At 75.2% G+C, this 13,254-nt stretch carries 10 protein-coding genes; 5 read left to right on the forward strand and 5 right to left on the reverse strand.

All coding sequences use genetic code 11. The features are described 5' to 3' along the window. Positions 1–16 precede the first annotated feature (16 nt). Genes ACZ4W5_RS09385 through ACZ4W5_RS09395 form a run of 3 tightly spaced genes read right to left on the reverse strand, consistent with a single transcriptional unit; the run spans position 17 to position 4,326 of the window. Complete coding sequence (locus ACZ4W5_RS09385; protein ID WP_360238453.1) at positions 17–379, reverse strand: DUF952 domain-containing protein; 363 nt, start codon at positions 377–379, stop codon at positions 17–19. Between the two features lie 53 nt (positions 380–432). Beyond that, a complete protein-coding gene (locus ACZ4W5_RS09390; protein WP_465653716.1) occupies positions 433–2,052 on the reverse strand; it encodes a DUF4139 domain-containing protein in 1,620 nt (539 codons plus the stop codon). 3 nt (positions 2,053–2,055) lie between these two features. Further along, positions 2,056–4,326 carry a DUF4139 domain-containing protein gene (locus ACZ4W5_RS09395; RefSeq protein ID WP_465653717.1) on the reverse strand — a complete coding sequence of 757 codons (2,271 nt, stop codon included), beginning with the start codon at positions 4,324–4,326 and terminating at the stop codon, positions 2,056–2,058. Positions 4,327–4,866: 540 nt separating this feature from the next. Here ACZ4W5_RS09395 and ACZ4W5_RS09400 point away from each other — a divergent pair. From ACZ4W5_RS09400 to der, 5 genes are all read left to right on the forward strand, one after another. Further along, positions 4,867–5,952, forward strand: coding sequence for a prephenate dehydrogenase (locus ACZ4W5_RS09400; protein ID WP_402479606.1), 1,086 nt, complete (start codon positions 4,867–4,869; stop codon positions 5,950–5,952). Between the two features lie 115 nt (positions 5,953–6,067). Continuing rightward, positions 6,068–7,186, forward strand: a complete 1,119-nt coding sequence (locus tag ACZ4W5_RS09405; RefSeq protein WP_465653718.1) for a DUF4419 domain-containing protein — start codon at positions 6,068–6,070, stop codon at positions 7,184–7,186. Next, positions 7,183–8,574 (forward strand): DUF4419 domain-containing protein, encoded by a 1,392-nt coding sequence (locus tag ACZ4W5_RS09410; RefSeq protein WP_465653719.1) that lies wholly within the window; start codon positions 7,183–7,185, stop codon positions 8,572–8,574. Before ACZ4W5_RS09405 ends, ACZ4W5_RS09410 begins: the two co-directional genes overlap by 4 nt. A gap of 117 nt (positions 8,575–8,691) precedes the next feature. Beyond that, positions 8,692–9,429, forward strand: a complete 738-nt coding sequence (cmk, locus tag ACZ4W5_RS09415; RefSeq protein ID WP_402479601.1) for a (d)CMP kinase — start codon at positions 8,692–8,694, stop codon at positions 9,427–9,429. A gap of 178 nt (positions 9,430–9,607) precedes the next feature. After that, entirely contained in the window at positions 9,608–11,059 is a 1,452-nt protein-coding gene (gene der / locus ACZ4W5_RS09420; RefSeq protein WP_360238439.1) for a ribosome biogenesis GTPase Der, read from the forward strand. A gap of 136 nt (positions 11,060–11,195) precedes the next feature. Here the strand turns inward: der and ACZ4W5_RS09425 are convergent, their stop codons facing one another. Next, positions 11,196–11,951: a hypothetical protein gene (locus tag ACZ4W5_RS09425; RefSeq protein WP_465653720.1), complete on the reverse strand. Its 756-nt coding sequence runs from the start codon at positions 11,949–11,951 to the stop codon at positions 11,196–11,198. A 134-nt stretch (positions 11,952–12,085) separates the two neighbouring features. Further along, positions 12,086–12,922 (reverse strand): hypothetical protein, encoded by an 837-nt coding sequence (locus ACZ4W5_RS09430; protein WP_465653780.1) that lies wholly within the window; start codon positions 12,920–12,922, stop codon positions 12,086–12,088. Positions 12,923–13,254 lie beyond the last annotated feature (332 nt).

A 13,254-nucleotide genomic window follows, 5' to 3' on the forward strand; every position in this document is an offset into this window, starting at 1 on the left:
GGCTCCGGTCGGTCCCTCAGCTCCACGGGCTGAGCGAGGCCCAGCGGCCGTCCGGGCCACGCTCGACCTTCTCCAGGCCGACCACGGCGGAGCGGTTCAGCCGCCCGTAGATGTGCGGGAACAGCACGCCGGGGGTGGCGCCGGGCGGTGGGGCGCCGTGCGGGGCCTCCCACTTGACCATCGGCTCCACCAGTGCCTCGTCGATCAGCAGCACCATCAGCGGGTCCGGGGTGTCGGCGAAGAAGGTGTTGGCCACCGCGAGCGCCGTCTGCTCGTCCGCCGAGCAGTGGATGAACCCGTCGGTGAGCAGCGACGCGGTGGTGTACGGGCGGCCGGGGTCGGACAGCCAGTCGTCCAGGGGGGCGAGATGGAGGATCATGTTCCTTTTCTACCCGCTTTCCGGTTCTGAGCGGCCGTCACGGGGCTCCGGCGTCACAGCCCGGCCACCTTGGCGGCGGCGGACACCTCGTACACCAGGGTGAGGCTGCGGCGGGCGCCCGGGCCGAGCGGGACGTCCCAGCGGACGATGCCCTCGGTGTCGAAGGCGTCCGGCGCCGGGGAGCACTCCTCCTTGCGCAGCCGCACCTCGACCTCGGCGACCTCGGAGACCGGCACCCGCTCGCGGACCGTGACCAGCTGCTCGTCGTGCTCCTCCGGGCCGGAGAAGCGGGACAGGTGCAGCCGGACGGTCCGGGTGGTGGTCCGGCGGCCGCTCAGGGCGGTGGTGCCGCTGCGCTCCTCGGTCTCGCGGACCACCCGGTAGCCGTCCGTACTGCCGAAGGACAGCTCGGCGTCGGCGCCGGCGGCAGTGAAGCGCAGCTCGCCGCGGCCGGTGAAGCCGCTGCCGCGGACCAGCTCGACCGGGCCGGCCAGCAGCGGGTGCCCGGCCGCGTTGCGGAACCGGACCACCCGGGTGACCAGCGGGGACAGCTCCGGGGCGCAGGCGAACTCGCTGCTCGCCGGGCCGGTGAAGGCGCCCAGCGGGACCCGGTGGGCGCGGCCGTCGGAGGGGACGGTGGCCGGCGCGGGGGCGGGCAGCACCCGGACCTCGCCGCCGTCGTCCAGGCCGGGGACGGCGGCGTCCGGGCCCAGGGTGCTGACCTCCTCCTCGCGCAGCTCGACCTCGACCGTGCGGCGCTCCTCGTCGGTGCGTTCGCGCAGGACCAGCCGGTCCTCGGTGAGCGCCGGCGGGTCGGTGGCCAGGGCGGAGCGGGCGGTGGAGAAGGTCAGCCGGGCGCCGGTCCAGTCCTCGCCGGTGCGCTGCCAGACCACCGCCTCCGACTCCAGGCGCAGGCTGCCGGCGTCCAGGGTGGCGCGGTACGACGGGCGCCACAGCGCACAGGGCACCAGGTGGTGGACGGTCAGCTCGGCCGGGCCGGGGTGTTCGGCCTCGACCGTGAGCTCCAGGTGGGCGTGCAGCTCGGCGGGCTCCTCCTCGGCCTCGTCCAGGGCCAGCAGGGCCTGGGAGCGCTCCTGGTCCAGGCGGCGCAGCCGGGACCGGGTCGCGCGCAGCTCCTCGCCGTGGCGCTCGCGCTCGGCGTCCACCCGGTCCAGCTCGCGGGCCCAGCGGGTGCGCTCGATCTCGCCGACGCCGGCGCCCTCGCCGACCTCGCGCAGCAGGTCCGCGGTCAGCTGGGCGAGCAGGGCGAGCCGGGCCTCCAGCCGGGCGCGGGTCTGGTCGGCGAGGCGGTACTCGGCCTCCAGCCCGTGCAGCCGGTGGCGCAGCGCGGAGTCCGCCGGGCCGGGCGGCAGCGGCGCGCGCGGGGACCAGGAGCGCACCAGCCGGGCCTCCAGCACCCGGGTGCCGGGAGTGGCGGACTCGGCGCGCAGGGTGCGGTCCACGGCGAGGGCCGTGAGCGGGCCCAGCCGCAGCCGCTGGACGCCCGCGGTGAGGTGGACGGTCACCGAGCGCTCGACCTGGGCGCGGTCCTCCAGGCAGGTGACGGCGGTGACGGGGAGGGGGAGAGGAACGGGGGCGGGGGGAGAAACGGGAACGGGAGGAGGGACGGGAACGGGAGGAGGGACGGGGAGGGGAACGGTCTCTTCGGTCATCTGTCAGTTCCTCCGGTTTCCGCCGACGATGGCCTTTCCGGCCGGGATCTTGATCTGGTAGCCGCCGTCCAGCTCGGTGCGGCCACCCGGCGCCAGCTCGACCCGCCAGAGCCGGGTGCCGGCCGGGTACTCCGGGGCGGGGACGGCCGGGGCCTGCCAGTCCGCGCGCTCCTCGATCCGGATCTCGGCGTCCGAGGCGACCGGCACGCGCTCGCGCACCTCGACCGTGACGGGGCGGCCGAGCCGGTTCGCCAGTTGGACGTGCACCCGGTGGTCGAGCACGGTGCTGTTGCCTTTCAGCATGCCGGTGGCGGACTCGCGCAGCTCGGTGCGGCGCGCCACCTCGACGCTCTCGGTGACGCCGATGCCCAGGCTCCGGGTGCCGCCCGGGGCGAGGGTCGGCAGGGCGGCGGTGAGCAGGAACTCGTCGTCCACGGTGACCTCGACCGGGCCGGCCAGGACGGCGCGGTCGGTGCGGTTGGCGAGCACCAGGGTCGCGTACACCTTCTCCTCGACGGCCGGGACGGTGACGTACTCGGGGCTGACGGAGAGCGGGATCTCGTCCACCGTGACGGTGTGCCAGGTGCCGTCGGAGGGGACGTCGGCGCGGGCGGCGGCGTCGAAGCGGTGGTCGAAGGAGCCGGCCGAGACGCGGGGCGGGACGGCGTGGCGGGGGAGGGCGAGGCCGGTCAGGCGGGTGCCCGGGTGGATCCGCTGTCGGGTGTCGTGCTCCAGCCGGGCCGGGGCCGGGCGCAGGGTGCCGCGGCGGTCGGCGGGGGCGTCGGGGCCGGCCAGCTGGAGGTCGGGGTAGTCGAGCAGGTCGGCCGCCGGGACGAAGCCGGTGGCGGGCGGCGGGGTCGCGCCGCGGCGGCGGCCGCCGCGGCGGGCCTCGGCCGGCGGGGCGCCGCCGAAGGCCTGCGGCATCGGGGCGGCGGCGGGGGCCGCGGCGCCGGGGGCGCCGGGGGCGGGCGGGGCGCCGTAGCCGGCGAAGCCCGGCGCCACGGGGGCGGGGGGTACGGGGGCGCTGGGTGTGGAAAGCGCCGGGGCGGGGGGCGGCTCCGGGACGCTGAGCATGCCGCCGCCGGACGGGCCGGAGGGCGCCGCCTCGTCCGCGAGGAACTCGGCGCGGGGGCCGGCCGGGCGGGCGCCGCCGACCCGGGCGGAGAAGCGCGGGCCGGGCTTGGGTGTGCCGGGTGGGACCGGGAGCGGGACGTTGCGGCGGCGGGGACGGCGGTCGGGGCGGTCGGCCGTGGCCGTGTCGTAGCCGGTGAAGAGGTCGGACAGGCCGGCCGGGGGCTCGCGCCAGCCGGAGGGCGGCGGGGCGGGCTGGCTGCGGCCGATCCGCAGGGAGGCGAGGCGTGGGAGGTCGGTGCGGCGGTCGAGGTCGGCGGTGGACAGGGCCAGCCGGACGCCCGTCCAGTCCTCGCCGGTGTGCTGGGCGACGGCGGCGCGCAGGACCAGGTGGGCGGTGTCGGCGCCGGTGCGGTGGCTGAGGCGGTAGGCGGGGACCCAGCGGGCGGTGGGGACGCCGTACTCCAGCTCCAGTTCGATCCGGTCGGGAGCGGGGGCGGGGGTGGTTTCAGGGGTGGGGGTGTCGGGTTCGGGGGAGGTTTCGGGGGCTGGGATGCTTGCGCCGGTGGTGAGGGTGAGCAGGACGGTTTCGGTGGTGCCGACCGGCTCGGTGCGGTCGGCGGTGGATGCCCGGTCCAGTCGGTCGGCGGCCAACTGGCGCTCGTGGTCTGCGAGTTCGATCTCCCGGGTGAGCTGCTCGGAGCGCTCCTGGAGCCGGGCCAGCCGGTCGTCGACGAAGTCGGCGAGCTCCAGCCAGGCGTCCGCCGGGGTGCGGCGCAGCGGCTCGTCGGGGCGGCGCTGGGGCGGGACGGCGCGCAGCGCGGCGGTCTCGGCGATCGCGGCCAGGACCAGCCGGTGGCGCTCGGTCAGGGCGCCCTGGCGTTCCGAGGCCTCGTCCAACTCGCGCTGCAGCTGCGTGAGTTCACCGGGCTCGTGGAGTTCGGCGAGGGTTTCGAGGCGGGCCTCGACCACCGTGGCGCCGGCCGGGCCGGAGAGCACCCGGGCACGCAGCGAATCGGCGCGCAGCGAGTCGGGCAGGCCGGTCAGCCGCAGCCGACCGCCCGGGGGGACCGGAACGGTGGCCCGGCGCCGGCACACCGCGCCCTCGGCGTACACCACGACGGCGTCCAGGACGGACGGGTGGGCCGGTACGGTGGCCGGCCGTTTCGACGGCCCGGTGTGGCTGCTGTGCTGATCGTCCATGCGCATCCCCTTCGTTCGCGTCCGGTCGTCCTGCCGGCCGGCCGTCCGGTGTGCCGCGGCTCGCCCCGTCTGTCCCCCGGGCGGCCAGTCTGCCCCGCCGGGGGCCGGGCGTCGCCGGATTTCCCGGGGCACGGCGTGTGCACTGGGTGGGACGGGGTGCGGGGCGCGTCGGTTGCCGGGGTGTGGCGGTTGGCGGGGTGCCGGGGTGCCGGGGTGCCGGGGTGCCGGGCGCGGGGTGTGTTGGTTGCCGGGGCGTGGCGGTCGGTGGGGGCTTTGGTTGCCGGGGCGTGGCCGTTGGCGGGGTCGGGGGTCGGCGGGGGTCGTCGGGTGGGAGGATGGGGCGCGGGCGCGCCCGGTCGGCTCCGGCGCTTCGTCGCGCCCTCCGGCACCCGCTGAGCACCGCCCGAGGTCGAGCACCGTCCGTCGTTGCGCACCGTCCGCCGTTGTGCAACACCCGTCGTTGCGCAGCACCCGTTCGTCGAGCACCGCCCGTGTGAACCCGTCCCGTCGAGAAACCGTGATCGAGGAGAGCCACCCGCCATGCGCACTGCCGTCGTCGTCGGCACCGGACTGATCGGCACCTCCGCAGCCCTGGCCCTGGCCGCACGCGGGCTGACCGTCCATCTGGAGGACGCGGACCCGGACGCCGCCCGCACCGCCGAGTCGCTCGGCGCCGGCACCACCGAGCCGGCCGAGGGCCCGGTCGACCTGGCGATCATCGCCGTCCCGCCGGCCCTGGTCGGCAAGGTCCTCGCGGACTGCCAGCGCCGCAACCTGGCGCACTGGTACACCGACGTGGCCAGCGTGAAGTCCGGTCCGGGCAGCGAGATCGCCGCGCTGGGCCTGGACACCGTCCACTACATCGGCAGCCACCCGATGGCCGGCCGCGAGCGCTCCGGCCCGCTGGCCGCCCGCGCCGACCTGTTCGAGGGCCGCCCCTGGGTGCTCACCCCGACCGCCGACACCGACACCGACACGCTCAATGCCGCGCTGGAGCTGGTCGCGCTGTGCGGCGCGGTGCCGATCGTGATGGACGCCGAGGCCCACGACCGGGCCGTGGCCCTGGTCTCGCACGCCCCGCAGCTGGTCTCCTCGCTGGTCGCGGCCCGGCTGGAGCACGCCGACGAGACGGCCATAAGGCTCTCCGGCCAGGGCGTGCGCGACGTGACCCGGATCGCCGCCTCGAACCCGGGGATGTGGGTCGACATCCTGTCCGCCAACGCGGGCGCGGTCGCCGACGTGCTCGCGGAGGTCGCCAACGACCTCGGCGAGACCGTCACCGCGCTGCGCGCCCTGGCGGCCGAGGAGGCGGGCACGCGCCGCGCCGGTGCCGAGGGCATCGAGGCGGTGATGCGGCGCGGCAACACCGGCCAGGCCCGGATCCCGGGCAAGCACGGCGCTCCGCCCACCCGGTACGAGACCGTCGCGGTCGTCCTCGGCGACCAGCCGGGCGAGCTGGGCCGGCTGTTCGGGGAGGTCGGCGAGGCCGGGGTCAACATCGAGGACGTCCTGATCGAGCACTCGGACGGGCAGCAGGTCGGCTTTGTCCAGCTGTCGGTGGCGCCGATGGCGGTCAAGCGGCTCACGGCGGCGCTGCGCGCGGGTGGGTGGAGCGTCCGGGACTGACGCTCCCGGGCGGTGTCCGGGTCGGTCCGGGCTGTGTCCGGTCGGGGCGGCGCCCGGGTCGGGGTGGTGCGGGGGAGCAGACGGTGCGGGGAGCAGGCGGGGAGGGGGAGCGGGCGTGATCATCGAGTTGCCGCTGGGGGAGACCCGGCACGGGTTCGCGGGCGAGCCGGTGGACCTCGGGAACGAGCGCTTCCTGCGGGCGGTGGTGGGCGGGGACTTCCTGGTCCGCCACCGCAGTGTGGCGGCGATGGTCGAGCGGCCCCGGCCGCAGCCGGTCCGGGCGGAGTTCTTCGACCCGGAGTCCGCCGAGCCCGAGCCGACCTGGAGCCTGCTGCTGCGCGCCGCCCACGCGGCCTTCGCCGACCACCTGCCGCTGAGCCTGTCGCCGGACGTGCTCTGGTACGCGGTGGTGCACGAGGTCGCGGTGCACGTACGGATGTACCCGCCGCGCTACCGGGCGCTGTTCGGCGCGGCGGACCGCTCGCGGGCGCTCGTCGTGCGGGACGACTCGCTGGTGCCGGGCGGCTCGCCGGTGGGCGGGGACGCCGACTGGGCGCGGTCGGTCCGGCTGGTCCGGGAGCCACTGACGGCGGCCCTCGGGGCGGAGCTGGTCGAGCTGTTCCGGCCGGCCTTCTCCACGACCACGCCGGACGACGAGGCCTCGGCCCTGGTCGCGCTGATGGACGTGGTCAGCCCCTACTACGACTTCCGCTGGGAGACCCGCTGCGGCATCCCGCGGATCCGGCTGGAGGGCACCGCCGGGGACTGGGCACTGCTCGCGGACCGGGTGGACGTGCTGGCGGAGCGCTTCGACTGGCTGGTGCCGTGGTTCGACGGCCTGCGCCCGGTGTTGGCGGAGATCGCGGCGACGGCGGCGGGCGGCCCGGTGGACGAGGGCTTCTGGCGCTCGCTGTACAAGTGGGAGTCGGTGTCCGGCGGCCCACTGGTGACCGGCTGGCTCACCGCATTCTTCGCCCACACCCAGACCCCGGACGGCCCCCGGCTGCGGCAGACCTTCGGCTGGCGGGAGGCGGCGGGCACCTCGTACCACCCGGACGCCTTCGCGGTGAACGACTTCCCCTCGCACCTGTCCGCGGTGCCGTTCGTCTGGGACCTCCTGGGCGTCGAGCGGCCGATGCTCCTCGTCGGCGGGGTGCTCGGGATCGAGTGGGACGGTGACTTCCTGCGGCCCCGGCTGGGGCACGCGGTGCTGGAGAGACGGGGTGGGCTATGACGATCATCGATGTCGCGCTCGGGGACGGGCAGCAGCCGGGCGACGCGGCGCGGCTGGAGACGGTCGGGAACGACGGCTTCCTGGCGGCCGTGGTCGGCGGGGAGTTCAGCGTGCTCCACCGCAGTACGGGGACGCTGACGGCGGCGCCGAAGACGTACGAGCCGCGGGCGAAGCAGCCGGAGCCGACCTGGAGCCTGCTGCTGCGCGCCGCGCACACCGCCTTCGCCGAGCACCTGCCGCTGAGCCTGTCGCCGGACGTGCTCTGGTACGCGGTGGTGCACGAGGTCGCGGTACACGTACGGCTGAACGCGGAGCGGTACGAGGGGCTGTTCAACGCCACCCCCGGCGGCGGGAAGCGGACCGTCCAGGTCAGGGACGACAGCCTGCTGGACGCAGACGCGGACTGGGCCCGGTCGATCCGGCTGGTCCGGGAGCCGCTGGCGGCGGAGATCGGGCCGGAGCTGGTGGAGCTCTTCCGGCCGTCGTTCTCGACCACCACGCCGGACGACGTCTCCTCGGTGCTGGTCGCGCTGATGGACGTGGTCAGCCCGTACTACGAGTTCCTCTGGATCACGATGTGCGGCATCCCGCGGATCCGGCTGGAGGGCACCGCCGGGGACTGGGCGCTGCTGGCCCGGCGGGTCGGCGAGCTCGCGGAGCGGTTCGAGCCGCTGGTGCCGTGGTTCGACGGGCTGCGGCCTGTGTTGGCGGAGATCGCGGCGACGGCGGCGGGCGGCCCGGTGGACGAGGGCTTCTGGCGCTCGCTGTACAAGTGGGAGTCCGAGTCCGGCGGGGACTTCGTCTCCGGCTGGATCACCGCCTTCTTCGCCCACACCCAGCGACTCTCGGGGCCGCAGCCGCGCACGGACTTCCGCTGGCGGGACGGACGGGTGCGGTTCGAGGAGAACGCCTTCCCCTCGCACGTGTCCAAGGTGCCGTTCCAGTGGCAGACCCCGGTCGGGACGCGGTCGATGGCCTTCCTCGGCGGGGTGCTCGGGATCGAGCTGGACGGCGGGTACCTGCGGCCCCGGCTCGGGAACGCGGTGCTGGAGGTGCTCCGGGAGCCCGTGGACCCGGCGGCCGAGCAGGCGGCGCTGGCGGCCGCGCAGCTGCCGGCCGGGTGGACGGTCGAGCGGGTGCGGGAGGTCAGCGGGGCCGAGGGCGCCCGGTTGCTCAGCACCGACGGGATCCGGGCCGTGGACGCCATGACCGGGGCGGAGATGGGGCGACCGACCGCCCTGATCCGGTTCGGGATCGGCTGCGTGGTGCGGTTCGACGCCGACGGCCCGTGGCACGTCGGGATGCTGAACCCGCGTGACGGCATCGTCGGCTGCGAGGGTGCGCGTGGGCCCGAGCTGGCGGACGTGCTGCCCGGGATGGGGTGGTGACCGCCTCGGTGCTGGGGTGGTGACCGGACTGGGACGGGGTTCGGCGGCGGTCCATTAACCTTGAGGGAGAAATCCCCGGCCGCTCGCCCCCGTAGGCGCCGGCTTCCATGCGTCAGCATGCTCAGAGAGAGGTTCGGCCCCGTGGACACTGCCGACCGAGCGCACGCCCCGGTCGTCGTCGCCATCGACGGACCCTCCGGCTCCGGCAAGTCGACCGTCTCGCGGGCGGTCGCCGCCCGGCTGGGCCTGAGCTTCCTGGACACCGGCGCCATGTACCGGGCGATGACCTGGTGGATGCTGGCCAACGACGTGGACGTCGACGACCCGGAGGCGGTGGCCGTCGCGTGCGGCAAGCCCGTCATCGTGTCCGGTACGGACGCCGACGGGCCGACCATCACGGTGGACGGTCAGGACGTCTCCGGCCCGATCCGGGGCCCCGAGGTGACGGCGCACGTCAGCGCCGTCTCCGCGGTGCCGGCGGTGCGGGCCCGACTCGTGGAGCTGCAGCGCGGCTGCGCCGAGGTCGCCGAGCGCGGCATCGTCGCCGAGGGCCGGGACATGGGGACCGTGGTGTTCCCGCGGGCCACCGTCAAGGTGTTCCTGACCGCCTCCGAGGCGGCCCGGGCCGCGCGCCGGGCGGCCGAGCTGCGGGCCAAGGGCGTGGACGAGGCGACCATCACCGCGATGGCCGCCGACCTCGCGCGCCGCGACGCCGCCGACTCCTCCCGGGAGACGGCGCCGCTGGCCCAGGCCGCGGACGCGGTGCTGGTGGACACCAGCGAGCTCACCCTGGAGCAGGTGATCGGCCGGATCACCGCGCTGGTGGAGGAGCGGGCAGGACTTTCGTCGGTCTGACCGATCGACCCTCGTGAGTCCTGGCGACTCCGGGGTCCGGTCGGCCGGTCCGGCCGACCATCGAACGAACCGCGGGCCGTCAGGCGCCGCGGGAAGAAACCATCGCGCTGCCCCAGCGGGGCAGGTACGCACGGCACGCCCCTGGGAAGGGCCGGGCCGGGAAACGGAACAGACGAACATGACCGCAGACCACTCCGCCGGGCCCGGCGAGCTGGACGCCGCCGACTACGCCGAGTACCTGGCCCTCGCGGCCGAGGAGGGCTTCGACCTCGACGGCTTCGACGGCGAGGACGGCGCCGAGCACGTCCGACTGCCGGTGCTGGCCGTCGTCGGCCGCCCGAACGTCGGCAAGTCGACCCTGGTGAACCGCATCATCGGCCGCCGTGAGGCCGTCGTCGAGGACAAGCCGGGCGTCACCCGCGACCGGGTCACCTACGAGGCCAGCTGGAACGGCCGCCGCTTCAAGGTGGTCGACACCGGCGGCTGGGAGATCGACGTCCTCGGCATCGACGCCATGGTCGCCGCGCAGGCCGAGCTGGGCATCGAGCAGGCCGACGCGGTCCTGTTCGTCGTGGACGCCACCGTCGGCGCCACCGACACCGACGAGGCCCTGATCAAGCTCATCCGCCGGGCCGGCAAGCCGACCGTCCTGTGCGCCAACAAGGTCGACGGCCCGTCCACCGAGGCCGAGGCCGCCTACCTGTGGTCGCTCGGCCTGGGCGAGCCGTTCCCCGTCTCCGCCCTGCACGGCCGCGGCTCCGGCGACTTGCTGGACGCCGTCATGGACGCGCTGCCCGAGGCCCCGCCGCAGACCTTCGGCGACGCCGCCCCCGGCGGCCCGCGCCGGATCGCGCTGATCGGCCGGCCCAACGTCGGCAAGTCCAGCCTGCTGAACAAGGTCGCCGGCGAGGAGCGGGTGGTCGTCAACGAGCTGGCCGGCACCACCCGTGACCCGGTCGACGAGATGATCGAACTCGGCGGCAAGACCTGGAAGTTCGTGGACACCGCCGGTATCCGCCGCCGGGTCCACCTGACCGCCGGCGCCGACTTCTACGCCTCGCTGCGCACCTCCGCCGCGCTGGAGAAGGCCGAGGTCGCCGTCGTCCTGATCGACGCCAGCGAGACCCTGGCCGAGCAGGACACCCGGATCATCTCGATGGCCGTCGAGGCCGGGCGCGCCGTCGTCGTCGCCTACAACAAGTGGGACCAGCTCGACGAGGAGCGCCGCTACTACCTGGAGCGCGAGATCGAGCGCGACCTCGTCCAGGTGCAGTGGGCCCCGCGCGTCAACGTCTCGGCCAAGACCGGCCGGCACATGGAGAAGCTCGTCCCGGCGATCGAGACCGCGCTGGAGGGCTGGGAGACCCGCATCACCACCGCGCGCCTGAACGCCTTCCTCGGCGAGCTGGTCGCCGCCCACCCGCACCCGATCCGCGGCGGCAAGCAGCCGCGCATCCTGTTCGGGACCCAGGCGGGCATCCGTCCGCCGCGCTTCGTGCTGTTCGCCTCGGGCTTCCTGGAGGCGGGGTACCGGCGCTTCATCGAGCGTCGTCTGCGGGAGGAGTTCGGCTTCGTCGGGACGCCGATCTCGATCTCGGTGCGGGTGCGGGAGAAGCGCAAGAAGAAGTAGGTAGAGGCTGCGGCCGCAGTTGTGGCTGTGGCTGGGGCTGTATGAGCTGGAGGGCTCCGTCACCGGTGGTGGCGGGGCCCTCGGGCGTTTCTGCCGCCGGTGGTGTGCGTGGTCGGTCCGGGCGGTCAGGGCCCGGTTAGCGGTGGTCGCCGGTGCGGCCCGGGGGGAGCGAGAGCATCTGGCGGTGGCGGCCGCCGGTCGGGGCGGGGGCGGTGGCGAGGCCGGTGGCTGTGCCGAGCAGCGGGGCCGGGGCCGGCGGTGGGGCGGGCACGGTGTGCTGGACCGCGCCGAGGTAGCCGGCGGCGACCCAGCCCTGGCCGTGGCCGTCGCTGGTGGCGGCGGCGGTGGGGGCGGGGGCCATGGCGGCGGTGGGCTCGGGGTGGGGGGGTGCGTGGGTGTGCGCGTGGGGGTTCGGCTGGTGCTGGGGGTGGACGTGCGCGTGGTGCTGGGGGCTGTGGTGCTGAGAGGTCTGGTGCTGCGGGGTGTGGTGCTGGGGGGCGTGGTGCTGAGAGGTGTGGTGCTGGGGGGCGTGGTGCTGGGTGGTGTGCTGCTGGGGAGTGTGGTGCGACTGCGCCGGCATGAACTGGGGGAGGCCGGACGGCTGGCCCGCGTAGGTGTGGAAGGCCTGCTGCTGCGCCGACGGGTACGGGCGCTGCTCGCCGAGCAGCGGGTGGCCGTCGCGGATCGCGAAGCCGGTGAACCGCAGGTCCTCCTCGCCCGAGCGGTCGCCGGGCAGGGCGCGGAACAGTCGTCGGTACTCGGAGTACAGCTCGTCGTAGATCGGGGTCGTCGAGTGCGGGTGCTCCGCGTCGTACGACGGGCGCATGCCCGGGATCGAGCGGGGGGCGGTGGTCGACCGTCCGGCGGGTGCGGAGACGTCGTAGCTGTACACGTAGGGGCCAACGAGTGAGAGGCGGTGGGGATGCGGGGGCGTTCGGCGTACCGATTCGGCGTACCGGGTGGGCGGAGGAGGGGCGGACGGTCCTCCTCCGCCCCTCCTCCGCCTCGGCACGCCGGGCGGCGGGATCAGGTGCCGGCGAGCGGAAGGGAGGCGGCGACCACCTGGCCCAGCGCGACCGCCCGCTCCAGCGCCTGGCGCAGCAGGTCCTCGCGGGGCTGGCGGCCGACCATGCCGGCCGGGACGGCGTACATGGTCACCTCGGAGAGCTGGCTGGCGGCCATCCGCCAGGCGTCGGTGACCTGGAGCGGCTGGTGGGCCTGCCACCAGCCGGTGCTGCCGCCGGCCGCGGCGGGCTGGAGGATCGCGTGCAGCTTGCCCATGGCGACCAGGACCGACCAGCCGGGCAGTTGCTCCGGGGTCTCGTCGAGGTCGGCGACCGGCTGGAAGCCCGCGTCCTGGAGCAGGTCGAGGAACTCGTCCTCGCCGGAGGTGCTGCCGGGCCGCCCGACCGGGCCGGTGGGCTCTACCACGAGGGAGGCGTGGCCGACCTTGCCGTGCAGGACGAGACCGCAGGTGATGCCGAGGATGGCGGCCTGGCCGGGGGCGGGCGGCTGCGCGGCGGGGGCGGCGGGGGTGGCCGGTGCGGGGAGGGCGAGGTCCGGGGCGGGGACGGTGAGGCCGGGGGCGGCGGGCTGCGACTGGTTGATGCTGCGGACGGCGCCGACCAGCTGCTCCTCGGCGACCGGCACCACCTGGGAGGGGATGCACCGGGCGTGGGCGAAGGCCAGGACCGCCGTCTCGTCGCCGACGAACAGCACGGTGCTGGTGGGCTCCACGTGGGTGTCGCCGGGGGTGCGGCAGGAGGTGCATTCGTAGCTGTCGGGGGCGCGGTCGCCGCCGAGCAGGCGGTCGGCCTCGTCGTCGCCGATCTCGGACCGGACCTCGTCGCTGACGTCGAGCATGCGCGGCACGGGTTCTCCTCGGATGGGTGCGGGTGGGGTCAGGGGCGGACGCGGGGGCGGGCACGGGGCGGGGCATGGGGGCGGGCATGGGGAGGTCGCCATGCCCAACGGGCCCTTGTGTCAGGCGTCACGGGTGCCCGGCGAGGCTGACGGGAATTGCCCCGGATCCGACCGCGCCGCGTGTTCTCGTGGTCGCAATCTGTCGATGTCGGTGACAGGACTGCCGGAATGAAGCGGTGAGGTGAGTCACGCCGACTTGATGTTTGATCTAGGAATCGATGGCCAAAGCGGACATTCCGGGCAGGAATGTGTGGCTATTACCGCCGGTAACC

It is taken from the genome of Kitasatospora sp. NPDC029367 (assembly GCF_055569135.1).

Bases quoted from the DNA above. Each gene is read 5' to 3' on its own strand.
- ACZ4W5_RS09395 (WP_465653717.1), bottom strand. From the start codon at position 4,326: ATGGACGATCAGCACAGCAGCCACACCGGGCCGTCGAAACGGCCGGCC.
- ACZ4W5_RS09410 (WP_465653719.1), top strand. From the start codon at position 7,183: ATGACGATCATCGATGTCGCGCTCGGGGACGGGCAGCAGCCGGGCGAC.
- ACZ4W5_RS09385 (WP_360238453.1), bottom strand. From the start codon at position 379: ATGATCCTCCATCTCGCCCCCCTGGACGACTGGCTGTCCGACCCCGGC.
- der (WP_360238439.1), top strand. From the start codon at position 9,608: ATGACCGCAGACCACTCCGCCGGGCCCGGCGAGCTGGACGCCGCCGAC.
- cmk (WP_402479601.1), top strand. From the start codon at position 8,692: ATGCTCAGAGAGAGGTTCGGCCCCGTGGACACTGCCGACCGAGCGCAC.
- ACZ4W5_RS09400 (WP_402479606.1), top strand. From the start codon at position 4,867: ATGCGCACTGCCGTCGTCGTCGGCACCGGACTGATCGGCACCTCCGCA.
- ACZ4W5_RS09390 (WP_465653716.1), bottom strand. From the start codon at position 2,052: ATGACCGAAGAGACCGTTCCCCTCCCCGTCCCTCCTCCCGTTCCCGTC.
- ACZ4W5_RS09430 (WP_465653780.1), bottom strand. From the start codon at position 12,922: ATGCTCGACGTCAGCGACGAGGTCCGGTCCGAGATCGGCGACGACGAG.